General features: G+C 74.2%; 19 protein-coding genes. 17 read left to right on the top strand and 2 right to left on the bottom strand.

Annotated elements, in window-relative coordinates:
- The first annotated feature begins 77 nt into the window (after positions 1 to 77).
- From IE219_RS10710 to IE219_RS10700, 3 genes are all read left to right on the top strand, one after another.
- Positions 78 to 1,538 carry a cellulose binding domain-containing protein gene (locus tag IE219_RS10710; protein WP_189976356.1) on the top strand — a complete coding sequence of 487 codons (1,461 nt, stop codon included), beginning with the start codon at positions 78 to 80 and terminating at the stop codon, positions 1,536 to 1,538.
- 66 nt (positions 1,539 to 1,604) lie between these two features.
- The gene (locus IE219_RS10705; protein ID WP_189976355.1) at positions 1,605 to 2,207 is read left to right on the top strand and encodes a TetR/AcrR family transcriptional regulator; all 603 of its coding nucleotides are present in this window, start codon (positions 1,605 to 1,607) and stop codon (positions 2,205 to 2,207) included.
- 55 nt (positions 2,208 to 2,262) lie between these two features.
- Positions 2,263 to 3,921 carry an isovaleryl-CoA dehydrogenase gene (locus IE219_RS10700; RefSeq protein WP_189976354.1) on the top strand — a complete coding sequence of 553 codons (1,659 nt, stop codon included), beginning with the start codon at positions 2,263 to 2,265 and terminating at the stop codon, positions 3,919 to 3,921.
- A 61-nt stretch (positions 3,922 to 3,982) separates the two neighbouring features.
- On the opposite strand, the gene IE219_RS10695 is transcribed toward IE219_RS10700, so the two are convergent.
- Positions 3,983 to 4,939, bottom strand: a complete 957-nt coding sequence (locus IE219_RS10695; protein WP_189976353.1) for a LysR substrate-binding domain-containing protein — start codon at positions 4,937 to 4,939, stop codon at positions 3,983 to 3,985.
- Positions 4,940 to 5,134: 195 nt separating this feature from the next.
- On the opposite strand from IE219_RS10695, the gene IE219_RS10690 reads away from it, so the two are divergent.
- From IE219_RS10690 to IE219_RS10640, 11 genes are read left to right on the top strand one after another with little or no spacing between them, the layout of a single operon-like run.
- Complete coding sequence (locus tag IE219_RS10690) at positions 5,135 to 6,553, top strand: 2-hydroxymuconic semialdehyde dehydrogenase (protein ID WP_229849696.1); 1,419 nt, start codon at positions 5,135 to 5,137, stop codon at positions 6,551 to 6,553.
- Positions 6,550 to 7,368 (top strand): 2-keto-4-pentenoate hydratase, encoded by an 819-nt coding sequence (locus IE219_RS10685; protein WP_189976351.1) that lies wholly within the window; start codon positions 6,550 to 6,552, stop codon positions 7,366 to 7,368. Before IE219_RS10690 ends, IE219_RS10685 begins: the two co-directional genes overlap by 4 nt.
- The gene (locus tag IE219_RS10680; RefSeq protein WP_189976350.1) at positions 7,365 to 8,156 is read left to right on the top strand and encodes a 2-keto-4-pentenoate hydratase; all 792 of its coding nucleotides are present in this window, start codon (positions 7,365 to 7,367) and stop codon (positions 8,154 to 8,156) included. Before IE219_RS10685 ends, IE219_RS10680 begins: the two co-directional genes overlap by 4 nt.
- Positions 8,153 to 8,572, top strand: coding sequence for a RidA family protein (locus IE219_RS10675; protein ID WP_189976349.1), 420 nt, complete (start codon positions 8,153 to 8,155; stop codon positions 8,570 to 8,572). The genes IE219_RS10680 and IE219_RS10675 overlap by 4 nt, the downstream gene beginning before the upstream one ends.
- Positions 8,569 to 9,138 (top strand): 3-hydroxyanthranilate 3,4-dioxygenase, encoded by a 570-nt coding sequence (locus IE219_RS10670; RefSeq protein ID WP_189976348.1) that lies wholly within the window; start codon positions 8,569 to 8,571, stop codon positions 9,136 to 9,138. The genes IE219_RS10675 and IE219_RS10670 overlap by 4 nt, the downstream gene beginning before the upstream one ends.
- On the top strand, positions 9,135 to 10,157 hold the full coding sequence (locus tag IE219_RS10665; RefSeq protein WP_189976347.1) for an amidohydrolase family protein: 1,023 nt from the start codon (positions 9,135 to 9,137) through the stop codon (positions 10,155 to 10,157). The genes IE219_RS10670 and IE219_RS10665 overlap by 4 nt, the downstream gene beginning before the upstream one ends.
- Positions 10,154 to 11,068, top strand: a complete 915-nt coding sequence (locus tag IE219_RS10660; RefSeq protein WP_189976346.1) for an acetaldehyde dehydrogenase (acetylating) — start codon at positions 10,154 to 10,156, stop codon at positions 11,066 to 11,068. Before IE219_RS10665 ends, IE219_RS10660 begins: the two co-directional genes overlap by 4 nt.
- Positions 11,065 to 12,216: a 4-hydroxy-2-oxovalerate aldolase gene (gene dmpG / locus IE219_RS10655; protein ID WP_229849695.1), complete on the top strand. Its 1,152-nt coding sequence runs from the start codon at positions 11,065 to 11,067 to the stop codon at positions 12,214 to 12,216. Before IE219_RS10660 ends, dmpG begins: the two co-directional genes overlap by 4 nt.
- Positions 12,210 to 13,463, top strand: a complete 1,254-nt coding sequence (kynU, locus tag IE219_RS10650; RefSeq protein ID WP_189976345.1) for a kynureninase — start codon at positions 12,210 to 12,212, stop codon at positions 13,461 to 13,463. The genes dmpG and kynU overlap by 7 nt, the downstream gene beginning before the upstream one ends.
- Positions 13,464 to 13,518: 55 nt before the next feature.
- Positions 13,519 to 15,291: an LVIVD repeat-containing protein gene (locus IE219_RS10645; RefSeq protein WP_189976344.1), complete on the top strand. Its 1,773-nt coding sequence runs from the start codon at positions 13,519 to 13,521 to the stop codon at positions 15,289 to 15,291.
- 52 nt (positions 15,292 to 15,343) lie between these two features.
- Complete coding sequence (locus IE219_RS10640; RefSeq protein WP_189976343.1) at positions 15,344 to 16,789, top strand: amino acid permease; 1,446 nt, start codon at positions 15,344 to 15,346, stop codon at positions 16,787 to 16,789.
- A gap of 76 nt (positions 16,790 to 16,865) precedes the next feature.
- Here the strand turns inward: IE219_RS10640 and IE219_RS10635 are convergent, their stop codons facing one another.
- Positions 16,866 to 18,116: an MFS transporter gene (locus IE219_RS10635; RefSeq protein WP_189976342.1), complete on the bottom strand. Its 1,251-nt coding sequence runs from the start codon at positions 18,114 to 18,116 to the stop codon at positions 16,866 to 16,868.
- A gap of 465 nt (positions 18,117 to 18,581) precedes the next feature.
- Here IE219_RS10635 and htpX point away from each other — a divergent pair, with 465 nt between their 5' ends.
- The 3 genes from htpX (at position 18,582) to IE219_RS10620 (ending at position 21,426) form a co-directional block, all read left to right on the top strand.
- A complete protein-coding gene (htpX, locus tag IE219_RS10630) occupies positions 18,582 to 19,499 on the top strand; it encodes a zinc metalloprotease HtpX (RefSeq protein WP_189976341.1) in 918 nt (305 codons plus the stop codon).
- A 4-nt stretch (positions 19,500 to 19,503) separates the two neighbouring features.
- Positions 19,504 to 20,172: a PspA-associated protein PspAB gene (gene pspAB, locus IE219_RS10625; RefSeq protein WP_189976340.1), complete on the top strand. Its 669-nt coding sequence runs from the start codon at positions 19,504 to 19,506 to the stop codon at positions 20,170 to 20,172.
- Positions 20,173 to 20,571: 399 nt separating this feature from the next.
- Entirely contained in the window at positions 20,572 to 21,426 is an 855-nt protein-coding gene (locus IE219_RS10620) for a sterol desaturase family protein (protein WP_189976339.1), read from the top strand.
- The last annotated feature ends 37 nt before the right edge of the window (positions 21,427 to 21,463 follow it).

Raw genomic sequence — 21,463 nt, 5'->3', positions numbered from 1 at the left:
ATCCGGGTAGGGAGTTCTCGAGGGCCGACCGACCCGGACCTCCACCACCCCCGTCCCGCACGAGGAGACGATCCACCATGCGCAGAGCGACACCGGCCGTCGTCGCGACGGCCGCCGCCGGGCTCATCGCGGCGGGGCTGCTCGCCCCGTCGGCCCGCGCCGACGCCCCCGCCCTCACCGCCTCGGTCGCCCGGGCCGGCACCTGGAGCAGCGGGTACGGCGCCGACGTCACCGTGGCCAACGGCGGCGACGCCCCGGCGAACGGCTGGACGGTCGAGTTCGACCTGCCGGAGGGCACCTCGGTCAGCAGCCACTGGTCGGCCACCAAGACCCAGAGCGGCCGGCACTACACCTTCACCAACGTCTCCTGGAACGGCTCGATCGCACCGGGCGCCACCCAGGGCTTCGGCTTCAACGCGAGCGGCCTGGGGCTGCCCCTGAACTGCACGGTCAACGGCTCCCCCTGCGGCGGCGGCAGCACCCCGACCCCGACGCCCACCCCGACGACCGCACCGCCCACCACCGCTCCGCCCACCACTCCTCCCACCAGCGGGCCGCCCGCCGGGCCCGTGGTGGACGTCGCCACCGCCGCCGAGCTGCGGGCCGCGCTCGCCTCCGCCGTACCCGGCCGGACGATCCGGATGGCGCCCGGCGAGTACCGGGGCTCCTTCGTCGCCCAGCGGCCCGGCGCGGCGGACCGCCCGATCACCCTGACCGGCCCGCGCGACGCGGTCCTCGTCAACGACGGCCCGTCCGGCAGCGGCCCCTCCTGCCCGGCGCCCACCGACGGCTGGGACTCCGGCTACGGCCTGTGGCTGTACCGGGCGCCGTACTGGAACCTGACCGGCTTCACCGTCCGGGACGCGAAGAAGGGCGTGGTCCTCGACGCCTCGCCGCACGTGACGCTGGACGGCCTGTACGTCCACCACGTCGACGAGGAGGGCGTGCACTTCCGGCGCTCGTCGGCCGACGGCGTGCTGCGGAACTCGACGGTGGAGTCCACCGGCCTGGTCCAGCCGGGGTACGGCGAGGGCGTGTACATCGGTTCGGCCGGGTCGAACTGGGGCTGCCACGGCAACCAGGACGGCGTCGACCGCTCGGACCGGGTACGGGTCGAGGGCAACCGGATCGGCCCGAACGTGGCCGCCGAGCCGATCGACGTCAAGGAGGGCACCTTCGGCGGCGTCGTCCGGGGCAACACCTTCGACGGGCGCGGGATCAGCGGCCAGAACTCGGCCGACTCGTGGATCGACGTGAAGGGCGTCGACTACCTGATCGAGGGCAACACCGGCACGTTCGCCGCCCCGGGCACCTTCGCCAACGGCTACGAGACGCACAATCCGGCCACCACCCCGTCCTTCCCCAACGGCTGCGGGAACGTGTGGCGGGACAACTCCTCCGACCTGGGCGGCGCGGGCGCGTACGCGATCCGGATCACCTCCACGTCGAAGTGCGCGGGCCGGCTCAACGTCGTCCACGCCTCCAACACGGTGAAGAACGCCACCGCCGGACTCACCAACATCGCGGTCACCCCCTGAGGACGGCCCCGCCGGAAACCCCTCCGGACCGTGGCGCAAAGTTCTGAAGGGTGGTTCACTTCTTGGGTGGCCTATCGGAAGACACCCGCCGAGCTCCGCCGGCTCGAAGCCGCCCGGGAGCACCTGATCGCCCGCGCCACCTCGGTCGTCGCCGAGGTGGGGTGGGCGCAGGCGTCCGTGACCGCCGTCGCCGACGCCGCCGGGATCGCGGCCGGCTCGGTCTACCAGCACTTCCCGTCCAAGGCGGCGCTCGCCGTGGAGGTCTTCCGGCGGGCCGCCGGGCGGGAGGTGGAGGTGCTCGGCGAGGTGCTGCGCGCGCCGGGCGATCCGGTCGAGCGGCTGGCGCGGGGCGTCGAGGTCTTCGCCCGGCGGGCCCTGGAGAACCCCGGGCTCGCGCACGCGCTGCTCGCCGCCCCGGCCGAGCCCGCCGTCGGCGCCGAGCGGCTCGCCTTCCGGCGCCGCTACCACGCGCTGTTCGCCGAGGTCGTCCGCGAGGGCGTCGCCGCCGGGACGCTGCCCGAGCAGAACGGCGCGATCACCGCCGCCGCGCTCACCGGCGCCGTCGGCGAAGTCCTGGTCGACCCGCTGGGCGCCCCCGGCAGCGCCTCCGCCGACGCCCTGCTCGCCGAGCTCACCGCCCTCGCCCTGCGCTGCGCGGGCGCTCCCTGACCACTCCTTCCGCACCTCGGAAACAGCCGTCCACAGCCGTCCTCAGGAGGCGCCCGTGTCCACCGCCGCCGCACCGCAGAGCCGTCCCGCCGCCACCACCCACGAGGTCGTCAACCAGCCGCCGCCGCTGGCCGGCCACGACGTCGCCGACGATCCGGTCCTCCTGGAGGGCGTGGCGCGCGAGGGCGCGGCCTGGCACCTGGAGGAGCTGCACCGGCTCGGCCGGACCGTCGGCGGCGAGGAGGCGCAGCGCTGGGCGGACCAGGCCAACCGGTACGAGCCCGAGCTGCGCACCCACGACCGGTACGGCCACCGGATCGACGAGGTCGACTTCCATCCGGCCTACCACCAGCTGATGGACCTGTCGGTGGGCGCGGGGCTCGCGGGCGCGGCCTGGGCGGACGGGCGGCCCGGCGCGCACGTGGCGCGCGCGGCGGGCTTCATGGTCGTCTCGACGCTGGAGGCGGGCCATCTGTGCCCGGTCTCCATGACGTACGCGGTCGTTCCCGCCTTGCGCCGCTCCCCCGAACTCGCCGCCGTCTACGAGCCGTTGCTGACCAGCCGGACGTACGACCCCGGGCTGCGGGTCCCGGCCGGCAAGCGCGGGCTGCTCGCCGGGATGGGCATGACGGAGAAGCAGGGCGGCAGCGACGTGCGGGCCAACACAACGACGGCCGAGCGGGCGGCGGACGGGAGTTGGCGGCTGCGCGGCCACAAGTGGTTCACCAGCGCGCCGATGAACGACCTGTTCCTGGTGCTCGCGCAGGCGCCGGGCGGCCTGTCCTGCTTCCTGGTGCCGCGCGTGCTGCCGGACGGGAGCCGCAACACCTTCCGCGTCCAGCGGCTCAAGGAGAAGCTCGGCAATCGCTCGAACGCCAGCAGCGAGCCGGAGTTCGACGACACGGTGGCCTGGCTGGTCGGCGACGAGGGGCGGGGGGTGCGCACCATCATCGACATGGTGACGATGACCCGTCTGGACTGCGTGCTCGGTTCCGCCTCCGGCATCCGCGCCGGGCTCGCGCAGGCCGTCCACCACGCCCGGTACCGCTCGGTGTTCGGCGCCAAGCTGATCGACCAGCCGCTGATGCGCAACGTGCTGGCCGATCTGGCGCTGGAGTCGGAGGCCGCGACGACGCTCGCGCTGCGGCTGGCGGGCGCCGCCGACCGGGCGGTGCGCGGCGACGCGGGCGAGCGGGCGTTCCTGCGGCTGGCGACGGCCGTCGGGAAGTACTGGGTGTGCAAGCGGCAGCCGGTGGCGGTGGCGGAGGCCCTCGAATGCCTGGGCGGCAACGGCTACGACGAGGCGTCGGGGATGCCCCGGCTCTACCGCGAGGCCCCGCTCAACGGCATCTGGGAGGGCTCCGGGAACGTCAACGCCCTGGACCTGCTGCGCGCGCTGGCCCGGGAGCCGGAGGCGCTGGAGGCGTTCGCCGCCGAGGTGGGGGCGGCGGCCGGGGCGGACCGGCGGCTGGACGCGGCCTGGGCGGAGCTGCGGGGCGAGCTGCGGCCCGCCGAGGACGCCGAGCTGCGCGCGCGGCGGATCGCGGAGCGGGCGGCGCTGGTCCTCCAGGGCGCGCTGCTGGTGCGGTACGCGCCGGGGGCGGTGGCCGACGCGTTCTGCGCGTCCCGGCTCGCCGGCGACCGGGGCCTCGCCTTCGGCACCCTGCCGCCGTCGGCGGACCTCGCGGGACTGCTGACCCGGCTCCCGGTCTGATCCGCGGGGCCCGCTGCCGGGCCGGGCCGGCTCCCGGTCCGGCCCCTCCGCGCCGGGCCCGTCACTCCGGCGGGCCGGTGCCGAGGCTGGCGCGGAGCAGAGCGGCCTCCTCGTCGAGGTGGCGCAGGAGGGCTTCGAGGGCGGGCGTGCGGGTGCGGTGGGCGGCCTCGGTGACGCCCACCGTGCGGCCCACCGAGGGGAGTTCGACCGGCAGCGCGGCGAGGTGCTCGTCGTCGCGCAGGACCAGTTCGGGCAGGAGCGCCACCATGTCGGTCTGGAGGAGCAGGGCCCGCATGGTGAGGATGGAGGTGCACTCCACCCGGTCGGCGGGGAGCGGCAGCCCCCGGTCGACGAAGAGGGCGCCCAGCTCCTGCCGCAGGGCGGTCTGCTCGACCGGCAGGATCCACGGGTGGGCGAGCGCGTCGGTGAGCGCGACGGCGCCCCCGGCCGCGCCCTCCGCCAGGAGCGGGTGCCCGGCGCGGACGGCGAGCCGGATGGGTTCGCGGTAGAGCATCCGCTGCCGCAGCGCCTCGCCGCCGCCGGGGGCGGGGCCGACCCGGCCGACGATGAGGTCGAGTTCGCCGCCGAGCAGGGCCGGGTGGAGGACGTCGAGGGTGCCCTCGCGGACCACGACGGTGAGCCGGGGGCGCTCCTTCTTGAGGCGGGCGACGGCCCGGGGCAGCAGGACGTTGGCCCCGGCGAGCAGGGTGCCCACGGTGACCGTGCCGTCCTGGCCCTGGCGCAGTCCGGTGAGGTGCTCCTCGGCCCGCCGGACCTCGGCGACCACCGCGCGGGCGTGGCCGACGAGGGCTTCGCCGTAGACGGTGGGCCGCATGCCGCGCGGGACGCGGGCGAAGAGCGGGAGTTCGGCGACGGCCTCCAGTTCGCGCAGGGTGCGGGTGGCGGCGGGCTGGGTGAGGTGGAGGCTCTCCGCCGCCCGGACGACGCTCCCGTGGTCGTACACGGCGATGAGCAGGGTCAGGTGCCGGAACTTCAGCCGGCCGTCCAGGAGGTCCATCGCCGGGGGCTCCTTCCGGGAAAGCGGTGCGGGCGCCGGGGCCCGCTACCGTGTCATACCAGGATCGCTATACCTCTCGTACCGATCGGCATTGGATCGGCATAGCTGGGTGGGCGCACTATACCGGCACGCCCCGGGGGCGAGTTTCGGACAGCTCCCGGCCCAGCAACGGAGGTCTGCAAGGTGAGTTCACCCGTGCGGCATTACGTAGGAGGCGGGTTCGACGCGTCCGGCGTGCCGCTCCCGCTCGTCGATCCGGTCACCGGCCGCACCGTCGGCGCGGTGCCGGAGGCGTCGCGAGAACTGGTCGACCGGGCGGTGGCGGCGGCCCGCGCGGCGCTGCGCGGGCCGTGGGCCGCGTGGAGCCCGGCGGAGCGGTCGCGGCTGCTGCACCGGATCGCCGACGGGATCGAGGCCCGCTTCGAGGAGTTCACCGCCGCCGAGTGCGCCGACACCGGCAAGCCCCGCGAGCTGGCCGCGACGGTCGACATCCCCCGCGCGGTGGCCAATTTCCGCTCCTACGCGGAGCTGCTGGCGGGCCGGAGCGAGCGGTCCTGGCACACCCCGACGCCCGACGGGCGGGGCGCGCTGAACTACACGGTGCGCAAGCCGCTCGGCGTCGTCGCGGTGGTCTCGCCGTGGAACCTGCCGCTGCTGCTGCTCACCTGGAAGGTCGCCCCGGCCCTCGCCACGGGCAACGCGGTCGTCGCCAAGCCGTCCGAACTGACCCCCGGCACGGCCTGCCTGCTGGCCGAGGTGATGGCGAAGGCGGGCGTCCCGGCGGGCGTGTTCAACCTGGTGCACGGGCGGGGCCCGGACGCGGCCGGCCAGTGGCTGACCGAGCACCCGGGGGTGGACGCCGTGGCCTTCACGGGCGCGTCCCGCACCGGTTCGGCGATCATGCGGGCGGCGGCGGACCGGCTGGCCCCGGTCTCCTTCGAGCTGGGCGGCAAGAACGCGGGGCTCGTCTTCGCGGACGCCGACCTGGAGGAGGCGGTGGCGGGCACGCTGCGGTCCGCCTTCACCCACAGCGGCCAGGTCTGCCTGTGCACCGAGCGGGTGTACGTGGAGCGGCCGGTGTTCGACGCGTTCGCGGCGGCGCTGGCGGCCGGGGCGAAGGAGCTGTCCGGGTACGGGCCGATGGTGTCGGCAGCCCACCGCGACAAGGTCCTGGGTCATCTGGAGCGGGCCGCCGCCGACGGCGCCGAGGTGCTGGCGGGCGGCGGGACGCCGCGCTTCGGGGACGAGCGGGACGGCGGCTTCTGGGTGGAGCCGACCGTGCTGGCCGGGCTGCCGGAGGACCATCCGGCGGTACGGGACGAGATCTTCGGCCCGGTCGTGCACCTGGCGCCGTTCGACACCGAGGAGGAGGCGCTGGCCCTGGCGAACGCGGGGCCGTACGGGCTGGCCGCCACCGTGTGGACCGGCGACGTGCGCCGCGCCCACCGGGTCGCCCCCGCCCTCGACGTGGGCATCGCCTGGGTCAACACCTGGAACCTGCGCGACCTGCGCACCCCGTTCGGCGGGGTGAAGGCGTCCGGCATCGGGCGCGAGGGCGGCGACCACTCCCTGGACTTCTTCTCGGAGCCGATGAACGTGTGCGTGAAGCTGTGACGACTCCCGACGACACGGCGGTGGAGGCCGCCGCCGAACGCCTGGACCGGGCGCGCCGCACCGGGGTGCCCTGCGCCCCCGTGCGGGACCTGCTGCCGGCCGGCGACCTGGACGCGGCCTACGCCGTGCAGTCCCTGCTGACCGGGCGGCGGCTGGCCGCGGGCCGCCGGATCACCGGCTGGAAGGTCGGCCTGACCTCGCCCGCCGTGCAGCGGCAGCTGGGCGTGGACACCCCCGACTTCGGGGCGCTCTTCGACGACACCGCCGTGCCGGACGGCGCGGAGCTGCCCTGGGGGGCGGTGCTCCAGCCGAAGGCCGAGGCCGAGGTGGCGCTCGTCCTGGAGCACGACCTGCCGCACGAGCGGCACACGGTGGCCGACGTGATCCGGGCGACCGGCTTCGCGCTGCCCGCCGTCGAGGTGGTCGGCAGCCGGATCCGCGACTGGGACATCACGGCCGTGGACACGGTCGCCGACAACGCCTCCGGCGGGGCGTACGTGCTCGGCACCCGCCCGGTGCTCCTGCGGGACGTGGAGCTGCGGACCGCCGGGATGGTGCTGGAGCGGCGGGGCGAGCCCGTCTCCACCGGCGCGGGCACCGCCTGCCTGGGCCATCCCCTGCACGCCGCCGTCTGGCTGGCGGACACCCTCGTCCGGCTGGGCACGCCGCTGCGGGCCGGGGACACGGTGCTCACCGGGGCGCTCGGGCCGATGGCGGCCGTGGCGCCGGGCGACGTGCTGGAGGCCCGTATCGACGGACTCGGTTCGGTGCGCGCGGCCTTCGGGCCCGCCGCCGAGGAAGGACAGCCCCGATGACCCTGACGCCCCCGACGACCCCGACGGTCGATCCGGCCGTGCTGGCCGAGGCGCTGGACACGGCCGCCCTGGAGGCGCGCCCGCTGCCCGGCGGCGGCAGCGGCCTGACCTCGGCCCCGGAGGCGTACGCCGTCCAGGAGGCCCTGCTGGCGCGGCGGTTCGCCCGGGGCGAGCGGCCCACCGGCGTGAAGCTGGGCTTCACCAGCGCCGCGAAGATGCGCCAGATGGGCGTCCGTGACCTGATCCACGGGCGGCTGACGGACCGGATGGAGATCCCGGACGGGGGGCGGTACGACGTCTCCGGCCTCATCCACCCCCGGGTCGAGCCCGAGATCGCCTTCCTGCTCGGCGCGGTCCTCGCGCCGGGCGGCGACCCGGCGGCGGCGGTCGCGGCGGTCGCCCCGGCCCTGGAGGTCATCGACTCCCGCTACGACGGCTTCCGCTTCTCGCTGCCCGAGGTGATCGCGGACAACACCTCCGCCGCCGGGTACGCGCTCGGCCCCTGGACCCCGGCGGGCGAGCCGGGCGGACTGCGGTTCCTGGCCAACCTGGGCGTGGTCCTGGAGGTGGACGGACGCACGGCCGAGACCGGTTCGACGGCCGCGATCCTCGGCGACCCGCTGCGCGCGCTGGCCGCCGCGGCCCGGCTGGCCGGTCCGCTCGCCCCGGGGACTGTCGTCCTCGCCGGGGCGGCGACCGCCGCCGTACCGCTGCCGCCCGGGGCACACGTGCGGGCCACCGTGGCCCGGCTCGGCTCCGTCGGCCTCACCACCGGGGAGGCGGCGTGATCGTCCCCGGCGCGGCCCCGCCGCGCGGCCGCTTCCCGCACCTGCGGCGCGCGGGCGACCTGGTCTTCGTCTCCGGTACGAGCTCCCGCCGGCCCGACGGCGGCTTCACCGGGGCGAGCGCCGATCCGATGGGCGTCACCGACCTCGACATCCGGGCCCAGACCCGGGCGGTCCTCGACAACATCGCGGGCATCCTGGCCGCCGCCGGCGGCGGTCTGGACGACCTGGTGTCGGTGACCGCGTACCTGGTCAGCATGAACGACTTCGGCGGCTACAACGAGGTCTACGCCGAGTACTTCGACGAGACCGGCCCGACCCGGACCACCGTCGCCGTCCACCAGCTCCCCCACCCCCACCTGCTGATCGAGATCAGCGCGGTGGCCCATCTTCCGCAGGACAAGGAACAGCACCGATGACCATGAGACCGTTCAACCTCCAGGCGTGGATCGAGGACCACCGCCACCTGCTGAAGCCGCCGGTCGGCAACGTGCAGATCTGGCAGGACGCCGACCTGATGGTGACGGTCGTCGGCGGCCCCAACCGCCGCACCGACTTCCACGACGATCCCATCGAGGAGTTCTTCTACCAGCTCAAGGGCGACATGGTGCTCCGGGTGATGGAGGAGGAGGGCGCGCCGCCGCGCGACATCCACATCCGCGAGGGCGACGTCTTCCTCGCCCCGGCGCACCTGCGGCACTCCCCGCAGCGGCCGGAGGAGGACAGCATCGGCCTGGTCGTCGAGTTCGCCCGGCCGCAGGGCCACCGCGACGCCTTCGAGTGGTACTGCGTCCGGTGCCACCACCTGGTGCACCGCAGCGAGGTCCAGCTCACCTCGATCGTCGACGACCTGCCGCCGGTCTTCTCCGCCTTCTACGCCGACGAGACCGCCCGCACCTGCGGGCACTGCGGCGCCCTCCACCCGGGCAAGGACTGGCCCGAGGAGCTGCGGCCCCGCACCCGGCGCGACGAGGCGGGCGCATGACCGTCGTCGACGTCCACGCGCACGTCTTCCCCGAGATCGGCCGCGCCGAGTCGCGCCGGATCACCGGCTCCGAGGACGGCCCGTGGCTGCGCACCACCGACGGCCCCGACGCCGGGATGATGATGGCCGGGGCCGCCGAGTACCGGCCGGTGCGCCGCACCCTGTGGGACCCGGCCGCCCGCGTCGCCGACCTCGACCGGCTCGGCGTCGACGTGCAGGTGCTGTCCAGCACGCCGCTGATGTTCGGCTACGGCCTGGAGGCGGCGCGGGCCGCCGACTGGTGCCGGACCGTCAACGGGCACCTGCTGCGGTACGCCGCGTACGCCCCCGGCCGGCTGGCCCCGCTGTGCCAGGTGCCGCTCCAGGACACGGAGGCGGCCTGCGCGATGGTCACCGAGGCGATGCGGGAGGGCTTCCACGGCGTCCACATCGGCAACCACCTCGGCGACCGCGACCTCGACGACGGCGCCCTCCTCGAATTCCTCGCGCACTGCGCGCACGAAGACGCGGCCGTCCTGGTCCACCCGTGGGACCTGCCGGCCGGGCCGCGCCACTCCCGCTACATGCTGGCCTGGCTGGCGGGCATGGCGGGCGAGACGCACCTGACGATCCTGTCGCTGATCCTCTCCGGTGCCTTCGAACGGCTCCCGGCGTCGCTGCGGCTGCTGTTCGCGCACGGCGGCGGCAGCTTCCCGTACCTGCTGGGGCGGGCGGAGAACGCCTGGCACCGGCGGGACATCGTGCGCGCCGACAGCCCGCACCCGCCGTCGCACTACACCGACCGCTTCGCGGTGGACTCCGCCGTCTTCGACCCGGGGGCGCTGCGGCTCCTGGTGGACGTGATGGGCGCGGAGCGGGTGCTGCTCGGCTCCGACCACCCGTTCCCGCTGGGCGAGGAGTCCATCGGCCGGCTGGTGCGGGAGAGCGCCCTGACCCCCGCCGAGCGGGACGCCGTCCTCGGCGGCAACGCCGTCCGCTTCTTCGGACTCACCCCCCTGCTGAAGGAGGCCGTGCGGTGAAGGCCGCCGTCATCGGATCGGGCAACATCGGCACCGATCTCCTCATCAAGATCCTCCGTGGCCGGGGGGTCGTGACCGCCGCCGCGATGGTCGGCATCGACCCGGACTCGGAGGGGCTCGCACGGGCCCGCCGGCTCAAGGTGCCCACCAGCTCCGACGGCGTCGCCGGGCTGATCGCCCTGGACGGCTTCGACGGGATCGACGTCGTCTTCGACGCCACCTCGGCCGCCGCCCACCACCGCAACGCCGCCGCGCTCGCCCCGTACGGGAAGACCCTGATCGACCTCACCCCGGCGGCCGTCGGCCCGTACGTCGTCCCGTCCGTCAACCTCGACGAGCACCTGGCCGCGCCCAACCTCAACATGGTCACCTGCGGCGGGCAGGCCACCGTCCCGGTCGTCGCCGCCGTCTCCGCCGTCACCCCCGTCCACTACGCGGAGATCGTCGCCTCGATCGCCTCCCGGTCCGCCGGGCCGGGCACCCGGGCCAACATCGACGAGTTCACCGAGACCACCTCCCGCGCCCTGGAGCGGGTCGGCGGCGCGGCCCGGGGCAAGGCGATCATCGTCCTCAACCCGGCCGAACCGGCGCTGCTCATGCGGGACACCGTGCACTGCCTCGTCGACGACGCGGACACCGGCCGGATCGCCGACTCGGTGCGCGCGAAGGCCGCCGAGGTCGCCGCGTACGTCCCCGGCTACCGGCTCAAGCAGGAGCCGCAGTTCCGGACCCTCGCCGCCGACGACCCACTGGTCCGGCTCGGCGGCGGCGCCCGGCTCCTCGTCTCGGTCTACCTGGAGGTCGAGGGCGCCGCCCACCACCTCCCCGCCTACGCCGGGAACCTCGACATCATGACCGCCGCCGCGCTGCGCACCGCCGAGCGGCTGGCCGAACGGAGCGGGAACCGATGACCCGGGTCTACGTCCAGGACGTCACCCTGCGGGACGGCATGCACGCCGTCTCCCACCGCTACACCCTCGACCAGGTGCGGGCCGTCGCCGCCGCCCTGGAGGCGGCCGGCGTCGACGCCGTCGAGGTCGCCCACGGCGACGGCCTCTCCGGCTCCTCCGTCACCTACGGCCCCGGCGCCCACACCGACTGGGAGTGGCTGGAGGCGGCCGCCGAGGTCCTCGACCGGGCCCGGCTCACCACCCTGCTGCTGCCCGGCATCGGAACCGCCGCCGACCTGCGCCGCGCCCACGCGCTGGGCGTCACCTCGGTCCGCGTCGCCACCCACTGCACCGAGGCGGACGTGTCCGCCCAGCACATCGCGCTCGCCCGCGAACTGGGCATGGACGTCTCCGGCTTCCTGATGATGTCCCACCTCGCGCCGCCCGCCGAACTGGCCGCGCAGGCACGGCTGATGGAGTCGTACGGCGCGCACTGCGTGTACGTCACCGACTCCGGCGGCCGGCTCACGATGGACGGCGTGCGGGACCGGGTGCGCGCCTACCGGGACGTCCTGGACCCGGCCACCGAGATCGGCGTCCACGCCCACCACAACCTCGGTCTCGGCGTCGCCAACAGCGTCGTCGCGGTGGAGGCGGGCGCGCACCGCGTCGACGCCTCCCTCGCCGGGCAGGGCGCGGGCGCGGGCAACGCCCCGCTGGAGCCGGTGATCGCGGTGTTCGACCTGATGGGCTGGGAGCACGGCTGCGACCTCTTCCCCCTGATGGACGCCGCCGAGGAGCTGGTCAGGCCGACGCAGGACCGGCCCGTGCGGGTCGACCGGGAGACCCTCACGCTCGGCTACGCCGGGGTGTACTCCAGCTTCCTGCGGCACGCGGAGGCGACGGCCGCCCGGTACGGCCTCGACACCCGGGACCTGCTCGTCGAGGCGGGCCGGCGGCGGCTGGTCGGCGGGCAGGAGGACCTGCTCACGGACCTCGCCCTGGACCTCGCCCGGACGGGTGCCGGTGCCGCGCCCGGCGCCGGTGCTGATGCCGGTGCCGTGCCCGGTGCCACGCCTGGTGCCGGTGCCGCGCCCGGTGCCGTGCCTGGTGCCGCGCCCGGTGCCGCCGCCCCTTCCTCTTCCGACCACGGAGCCCCCGCATGCTGACCGACCTCGCCGATCTCACCGCCTGTGCCGCCGCGCTGGACGCCGCCGACCCGCTCGCCGCCGTCCGGGACCGCTTCCTCCTCCCCGACGGGGTGGTCTACCTCGACGGCAACTCCCTCGGCGCGCTGCCCGCCGCCGTCCCGGCGGCCGTCGAGGACGCCGTGCACCGCCAGTGGGGCACCGACCTGATCCGCTCCTGGAACGCCAACGGCTGGTGGGAGGCGCCGGTGCGGACCGGCGACGCGATCGGCCGGCTGGTCGGCGCGGCCCCCGGGCAGGTCGTCGCCGGGGACTCCACCAGCGTCCAGCTCTTCAACACCCTGCTCGCCGCCGCCCGTTCGCGCCCCGGCCGCCGGCTGCTGCTGACCGACCCGGACCACTTCCCCACCGACCAGTACATCGCCGACTCGGTGGGCCGGCTCCTCGGCCTCGACGTCCGCCGGGTGCCGGCCCGGGACGCCGCCGCCGTGCTGGCCGCCGAGGCGGGGAACGTGGCCGTCGCCGCGTACGCCCCGGTCGACTACCGCACCGGCGAGCTGTACGACATGGCCGCGCTCACCGCCGCCGCGCACGCCGCCGGGGCCCTGATGCACTGGGACCTGTGCCACGCGGCGGGCGCGCTGCCGGTCGAACTGGACGCGGTGGAGGCGGACTTCGCGGTCGGCTGCGGCTACAAGTACCTGTCGGGCGGGCCGGGCGCCCCGGCCTTCGCGTACATCGCCCACCGCCACCAGGAGGGCTTCGACCATCCGCTGACCGGCTGGCACGGGCACGCCGAGCCGTTCGCGATGGCGGGGACGTACACCCCGGCGGCGGACGTCACCCGGGCCCGGATCGGCACCCCCGCCCTGCTCTCCCTGATCGCCCTGGAGGCCGCGCTCACCGCCTTCGACGGGGTGGAGATGACCGCCGTGCGGAAGAAGAGCCTGTCCCTGACCGGCTTCTTCCAGGAGTGCGCCGACCTGCTCCTCGACGGCCTCGGCTTCACCCCGGCCACCCCGCGCGAACCGGAGCGCCGGGGCAGCCAGGTCGCGCTGCGCCACCCGGAGGCGTACCCGCTGGTCGCCGCGCTCACCGCCCGGGGCGTGATCGGCGACATGCGCGCCCCCGACCTGCTCCGCTTCGGCTTCAACGCCCTGTACGTGACGCACGCCGACGTACTGCGCGCGGTACGGGAGTTGCGCGACATCGCCGTCACCGGAGCGCACCTCGCCCCCGAGTTCCGGCAGCGCCCCACCGTCACCTGATCCCTCTCCCCTCCCCCGCCCGTCCCGCCTCCCTCCCCTTCGAAAGGACCGTCCGATGCGCTTCACCCGCAGGAACACGGCTCTCGCCACCGTCGCCGCGGCCGCCGTCACCGCCGGCCTGCTCGTCCCCGGTGCCTCCGGCGCGTCCGGCGCGGCCGCCGCCACCGCGGGCGGCGACCCGAACGTCCCCGCCGCGTGCGCCGACCGCCGTCCCGGGCCCGCCGACCCGGGCGCGTACGGCATGCAGCTCGACGGCACGTTCCGGCACCCCGCCCTCACCCCCGTCGACGAGGAGTCCGACCACCCCTTCCCCGGCCGGAACGCGGCCTACGACACCCGTTCGTACATCAAGAACATGAAGGTCGAAGCGGCCTACGAGGGCGCCGACTTCACCCCCGACTACTTCCACACCTGGCAGAACGTCGTCGACTTCGACGGCCGCCGCTACCTCTTCCAGTACGACCGCTCCGAGGGCCGCGTCTACGACATCACCGATGTGCGGAAGGTGCGGGTCGTCGAGAAGATGAGCCGCGAGGACGTCGACGGCGACGAGACCCGGGCCAACGGCGACTGGGCGGCGCACGACTACTGGGGCGCCTCGACCGTCCAGTGGAACAAGAAGCTGAACGCGTACGTCATGGTGCAGAGCTTCGAGAGCAAGCGGCAGATCTCCGAACTCTCCGACCACCCGCCGCTCGACAAGTACAACAACCCCGACGGCGTCCGGAAGTTGCGGGAGAAGCCGGGGCTCAAGGGCTTCAAGGTGTACCGCCTCGACGGCCCGCGCAAGAAGGACTGGAAGCTCCTCGCGACCGTCTCGACCGACTCCACCCAGACCGACCCGCTGCGCAGCGACCCGGCCACCGCCCAGCAGGGCTCCGGCTCGATCGACGTGCCGTACTGGACGGGCGAGAAGTACATGTTCATCGCCACCGCGCCTGACGACACCTACTCCGGCACCGAGTACCCCACCAACCTCCACTCGGCCGGCTACCAGTCCTGGGACATGTCCGACCCGGCGCACCCGAAGCTCCTCGACACCTGGCACCTGCCGGGCCAGCGCACCGGCGAGGACGCGGCCTACCGGCAGAACCCGCGCTGCGGCAACCGCACCAGCTGGATGGGGGCCCGGATGCCCCTCTTCCTCCCCAAGCCCGTGGAGAAGGGCGGGCGTTACGCCTTCGCCGCGATGGGCGGTTACGGCCTGACGGTCCTCGACGTCTCCGACCCGTCGAACCTGCGGACCGTGAGCCACCTGGACCTGCCGGCGTCGGTCTCGGGCACCGAGGGCGACAACATCGACGTCTCCCAGTACGAGAAGACCGGGATGATCTACTACTCCGGCTACCCGCTCACCGAGGACTGCTACGAGCCCTACAAGGACGTCTACCAGATCGACGCGAAGGACCCGAGGAAGCCCCGCGTCGTCGGCGCCCTGCCCCGCCCGGTGCCGCCCAGGTCGGCCGGGTTCACCGACTACTGCCAGCGGCGCGGCAGCTTCGGCCCCAAGCGGACCGGCTACTACACCAACCCGGGCAAGCACGACGCCGGTGTCCTCGGTTACGGCTTCTACAACGCGGGCGTGCAGTTCTTCGACGTGTCGGACCCGGCCGACCCGGAGATCTCCGCGTACTTCGTGCCGAAGGCGTACGGCCGCGACACGGCGGACTACGCGTACGGCAACCAGACCCACGGGGTCTACGTGGAGTGGGACCGGAACATCGCCTGGGTCCTGACCAACCACGGCATCTACGCCCTGTCGTCGAAGGTCCTGGGCAAGCCCGACCTCGACGCGCCCGCGAAGCCGTTCCGCAACAGCGAGTTCTGACCCTCCCCCTCCCCCTCCTCCCCGATCCCCCGTGCAGAAGGGCCCCACCGCCATGGCCGCACCCAGCGACTCCGCACCCCCCACCCCGGCCGCCGCCGACGGCGCCAGACCCGCCACCGCCCCCGGCTCCGACTCCGGTGCGGGACTGGTCCGTTCCCTCACCCACCGGCAGACCACCATGATCGGGCTGGGCTCGGCGCTCGGCACCGGCCTCTTCCTCGGCTCCGGTTCGGCGATGTCCGTCGCCGGACCCGCCGTGATCGTCTCGTACGTGATCGGGGCGGTCCTGGTCGCGATCATCGCCGTGCTGCTCGGCGAGATGTCCGCCGCCCACCCCGTCCAGGGCTCGTTCGGCACCATCGCCCGCCGCTACCTGGGGCCTTGGGCGGGCTTCCTCAGCAGCTGGCTGTACTGGTTCAGCGCGGTCGTCGTCATCGGCACCGAGGTCGTCGCCTCCGCGCTCTACATCCGCTGGTGGTGGCCGGGCGTGCCGATGTCGGTGGCGATCCTGGCCGTCGCGGCGGTCGTCCTCGCGGTCAACGTGATCAGTGTGAAGTCCTTCGGCACCACCGAGTTCTGGCTCTCCACCGTCAAGGTGACGGCCCTGTGCGCCTTCATCCTCTGCGCGGCCCTGCTGGTCTTCTTCGGGCTGCCGGACACCGAGGCCAGCGGCTTCGCGCACCTCACCGACGACGGCGGCTTCCTCCCGCACGGCGCGAGCTCGATCTGGCTGGCCATGTCCGTGGTCATGTTCGCGTACGCCGGCTTCGAGGTCGTCGCCATCGCCTCCGCCGAGGCCGCCGACCCGCAGCGCACCATACGCACCGCGATGCGCCAACTGGCCTGGCGGCTCAGCTTCTTCTACCTGCTCTCCATCACCCTGGTGCTGGCCCTGATCCCGTGGCGCCGGATGGCGGACGGCGACGGCAGCGTCGAGGCGAGCCCCTTCGTCCGGGTCTTCTCCGAGATCGGCGTGCCCGCCGCCGCGACCGTCACCAACGCGGTCGTGCTCATCGCCGCCATGTCCGCCGCCAACGCCCATCTGTACGGCGCCTCCCGGCTGCTCCACTCGCTCGGCGACGACGGCCTCGCGCCGAAGCCGCTGGCCCGGCTCAACCGCCGGGGCGTCCCGGCGGTCGCGATCGGCGCGTCCACCCTGGGCATCGCGGCGGCGGCCCTGCTCGCCTTCTACGACGTCAGCGGCCTCTTCGGCGTCATGATGTCGATCGCGATCTTCGCGGTGATGCTGGTGTGGCTGCTGATCCTGGCCTCGTACGTCGCCTTCCGCCGCCACCGCACCGCGCACCCCGAGGAGTTCACCGGCTTCGCCGTCCGGGGCGGCGACAAGCTCGCGGTCGTCGCGGGGCTCGGCGTCCTCGCGGTCGCGGCGACGGCGGTGAAGGTGCCCGACATGCGGCAGGCGGCCGCCATCGGCATCGCCTTCACTCTCGCCCTCCTCGCCTGCTATGCCCTGACGGCCCGGCGGCGGCGCGCCTGACACCTCTCCCCGCACGCACGGAGCCCACGACGTCCGATCCACTGGACGTCGTGGGCTCCGTGCGTGCGGGAACCGGTCAGGAGGCGGGCTCGGGCTCCGGCTCGGTCTTCGCGGGGGCGTCGGCCGCCGGGGCGGGGGCCCGGTGGGACGGCAGGAGCGCGGCGCCGAGGAGGGCCGTGGCGACGCCGAAGAAGGCGACGGCGGTGGCGAGGCCGCCGACCGCTCCCTTGGCCGCGAGCAGCACCAGCGGGCAGAGGAACTGGCCGAGGAAGAAGGACGCGGTCCACAGGCCCATGCCGCGCCCCCGGTCGGCGAAGGCGAGGCGGCCCATGGCGCGGGTGACCAGCGACGGCAGCAGCAGACCGGTGCCGACGCAGTTGACGACGGCGCCGACCACCAGGAGCGGCAGCCCGTCGGCGAGGCCCATGATCAGGAACCCGGCGGCGCAGAGCGCGAAGAGCGCGGGCAGGTGGTGCCGCAGCCGCTGGGGGACGCGGGTGAAGAGGACGGAGCCGAGGACGGTGGCCGCGCTGGCACCGGCGGTGACGGCGCCGATGACGCCGGTGGACTCGACGCCCACGTCGTCGAGGAGGTAGGCCATCTCCACCGGCACGGTGTAGAAGACGGCGGCGCCGAAGACGGTGATCAGGCAGACCCCGGCCATCCGGCGGATCGGGAAGGGCCGCCGTACGGCCTCCGGCTCCCCGGGCGCCTCCCCGTGCGGGGAGCTCGGGGCCGGCAGGGCGCGGGCCATGACCGGGGCGATGAGCAGGCCGACCGCGTACAGCCAGAACGGGGCGCGCCAGTCGGCCGCGCCGAGCGCGCCGCCGACGACGAAGAAGAGGGTCGCGGAGATCGCGGCGCACATGGTCTGGAGGGCGAGGTAGCGGTCGCGGAGCTCGCCGCTGTAGTAGTCGCCGATGAGCGTGGTGCAGGCGGTCATGATGGCCGCCTCGGTGATGCCGACGAGAACGCGGCTGGCGATGATGGCGGGGAGCGAGTCCAGCCACAGCGGCGCGGTCCCGAACACCGCGTAGAGCGCGGTGGCGGCTATGAGCAGCCGCTTACGGCCGAGCCGGTCGACGATCACACCGGCGAAGGGCGCGAGCAGGGCGAGGGAGAGCGCCGGGATCGTCAGCATGACGGGGACCAGCGCCTCGCTGCCCGGCACGTGCGCGAAGTGGTCCTGGATGCGGGGCAGCACGGGGGCGAGGAGCACCGCGCCGAGGACGGGCAGGCAGCTGCCCACCATGAGGAGGACGGCCGGGAGGCGCCCGGCGGGGGCGGTGCCCCGGTGCGGGGACGAGACGGCGGACGATGCGGACATGCGGGACTCCGAAGCACGGGGACGGGGACGGCGGCACCCCGGTCGGGGGCGGCCGGCCCGTGCCGGTGGGCGTCGGGGCCGGGAGCGGACGCGGTCTCGACCGTGGGCGCCCGTGGAGGCGATGCCCGCCCCGGGGGTCGTCAGGGTTCGCGATGGGCATGATCCACTGGAGGATGATAACCGGCCAAGCCCTTACGGGAAGGGCCGATCGCCCACGAGTTCGAAAAGCCGTCAGATGGTCACCCCGGGGCCACTTCACCGGCCTGTACACCGGATCGCGCGCCGGATCTCACACCGAGGGCCTCCCCGGGGAGTGGCCGATTCGGTACGCCGCCGTCCCGGAGCGCACGGAAGGGGCGAGAGGGCGCCGTATGCCCCGGATGCCCGTTCCGCCGCACGGAGGCGCACACTGGCAGGAGGGAGCGGGAAGCCGGTCCCGCCCACGCGTGGGAAGAGGGTGCGCGCATGACCAGGACCCGGCCGTCGTCCCGCTCGCGCTACGCCCCCGACCGGGGACTCGCGGCCCGCATGGCGACGACGATGTTCCTGATCGGGCTGCTGTACGTGGTCTTCGTCGGCGTCCTGCTGGTGCTGCTGCGCGGTTCCTGGCCCGTCATCCTGCTGATCGCGGGCGCGCTGTTCGTCGGGCAGTTCTGGTTCAGCGACCGGATCGCCGCACTGGGGATGGGCGCGCGCGAGGTGTCCCGCGAGCAGGCGCCGGAGCTGCACGGCACCGTGGACCGGATCTGCGCGCTGGCCGACATGCCGAAACCGAAGGTGGCGATCGCCGAGAGCGACGTGCCGAACGCCTTCGCCACCGGCCGGGGCGAGCGGACCGCGCTGGTCTGCGTCACCACCGGACTGCTGCGGCGGCTGGAACCGGACGAGCTGGAGGGCGTCCTCGCGCACGAGATGGCGCACGTGGCGCACCGGGACGTCGCGGTCATGACCATCGCCTCCTTCCTCGGCGTCCTCGCCGGGCTGATGACGCGGGTCGTGCTCTACAGCGGCCTCGGGCGCAGCCGGGACAGCACGATGGGCGCCGCCGTGATCCTCGTCCCCGTCGTCAGCGCCGCCGTCTACATCGTCAGCTTCCTCCTCACCCGGGTGCTGTCCCGCTACCGCGAACTGGCCGCCGACCGCGCCGCCGCGCTCCTCACCGGCCGCCCGTCGACGCTGGCCGCCGCGCTCACCAAGGTGAGCGGCGAGATGGCCCGGATCCCGGGGAAGGACCTGCGCAAGGCGGAGCCGTACAACGCCTTCTGGTTCGCCCCCGCCTTCTCCTCCAAGGAGAGCCTGGGCCGGCTGCTCTCCACCCACCCCACCCTGGAACAGCGCCTCGACCAGCTCGCGCGGATCTCGGCGCGGCTCGGCGAGGAGTGACGGCATGGGCCTCCTCGACAGCATCCTGGGGCGCAGCCGCCCGGTGCGGCCCGACCTGGACCGCCTCTTCGGCCTCCCGGCCGCCGCGCTCACCCTCCAGGCGGGCACGGGCCTCACCCCGGCGGGGACGGGCTCGGTGTGCTTCGCGGCGGTGGAGGGCGGCGCCTTCGCGCGCCTGAAGGAGGAGATACGGGACCTCCTCGGCACCGGGGCGGCCCCGGGCCCGCCTCCCGTGGCGTACGTCCCGGACGCGTACGGCTACACCTGGATCACCGTCCGGCGCCCCGCCGACGACCTGATCACTCTGGTCAACGACCTGCACGCGGTGAACTCGCTCCTGGAGGAGGCCGGCTTCGGCCCGAACCTGCTCTGCTCCCTGACCGCTTTCCGGGACCCGGAGACGGGGACGGAGCTGGGAGCGGAGGCAGGAGCGGGAACGGGCACGGGGGCAGAGGCGGGGGCGGGGGCTCGTGAGCTCGCCCTCGTGTACCTCTACAAGCGCGGCACCTTCTACCCCTTCGCCCCGCTCTCGGACCGTGCCGAGACCCGTGACGGCGCCCTCGAACTCCAGGTGCGGGGCCTCCTCGCGGACGACCTCGCGATGGAACCGGACCTGGAGCGCTGGTTCCCGGTCTGGGACGCGCCGGGCCTCCGTCCGGACAGCGGCGCATGATCGCATACGGACAGTGACACCGCAGCTTTTGGCGAACCCTCGCCAGACCTTTCCCGGGAAACTGCCACGAAGAATCGTTTCACTCTCCCGATCACTCAACCCACCAGGAATTATGCGAAGTTGAGATGATCTCCGGTGGTGAGCCAGGGGCGCGCGGGGAGCGCGGAACGAGCGCCCGCTGCACCGCGCGCCGGGGGGCAACCGGTTGCTGTCCGTAATCTCGTGGCTCCATACTGGTGATCACGCCCCCGTTCGCGCCATGGCTGGGAGCGCTCTCATCCACCCCCTCGCCCCTCCCCCCGTGCTCCCGCACGCTCCCGCGTTCTCGTCCTGCCCGTGAGAACCCGTGAAGCCCATGAAGACCCGTGAAGCCCGTCATGCCTGCGAAGGAGGAACGACATGCCCCGGCCATCCGCGCGAGACGCGCTCACCGTCGCCGTGCAGCCGGCCCTGCTGCTCGCCACCGGCACCGTCTTCGCCCTCACCCAGTGGCGCGGCTGGGACCCGGGCACGGCCGTCTTCCTCTTCCAGTTCACGGTGCTCGGCCTCCTCGTGGGGCTGGAGTTCCTGATCCCGTACGACCCCGCGTGGCGGCCGAACCGGCGGGAGTGGGGGTACTACGCCGTCTACTACGTCCTCACCGCCACCGGCGGCGCGCTCGGGCAGAACCTGGTGATGCTCGGCGTCGGCGCGCTGGCCGACCCCCGGCCGCTCTTCCCCCTGTGGGCCGAGATCCCGCTGGCGCTGCTGGTCGGCTCGCTCGCCAGCTACGCGGTGCACCGGGCCGGCCACACCTACCCCTGGCTGTGGCGGCTGCACGGCGTGCACCACGTCCCGGAGAAGGTCAACGTCGCCAACAACGGCGTCAACCACGTGGCCGACGTGCTCATCTCCCAGGGGTTCGTCCAGCTCGCCCTCGCGCTGATCGGCTTCTCCGAGCGCGCGGTGTTCGCCGTGGGCCTCTTCGTCGTGGCCCAGGGGTACTTCGTGCACGCCGACATCCGCGTCCGGCTCGGGCCCCTCAACCACGTCCTCGCCGGTCCCGAACAGCACCGGCTGCACCACAGCACGGACCTGTCCGAGGCCGGCCACTACAGCTCCGACCTGTCCCTGTGGGACAGGGTCTTCGGCACCTTCACCTGGCGTCCCGGCCGCGAACCGGCGGCGGTCGGCCTGACCGACCCCCGCTCCTTCCCGGCCACCGGGCGCATCCTCACCACCCTCGTCCACCCCTGGCGCCGCTCCGCCGGGTGACCGGACCCCCGCTCCCCGCTCCCCGTTTCCCCTTTCC

It is taken from the genome of Streptomyces termitum, from assembly GCF_014650175.1.
Taxonomy (GTDB): domain Bacteria; phylum Actinomycetota; class Actinomycetes; order Streptomycetales; family Streptomycetaceae; genus Streptomyces; species Streptomyces termitum.
The sequence above is the reverse complement of the archived record's forward strand: the minus strand, read 5'-3'. Positions and strand labels throughout refer to the sequence as shown.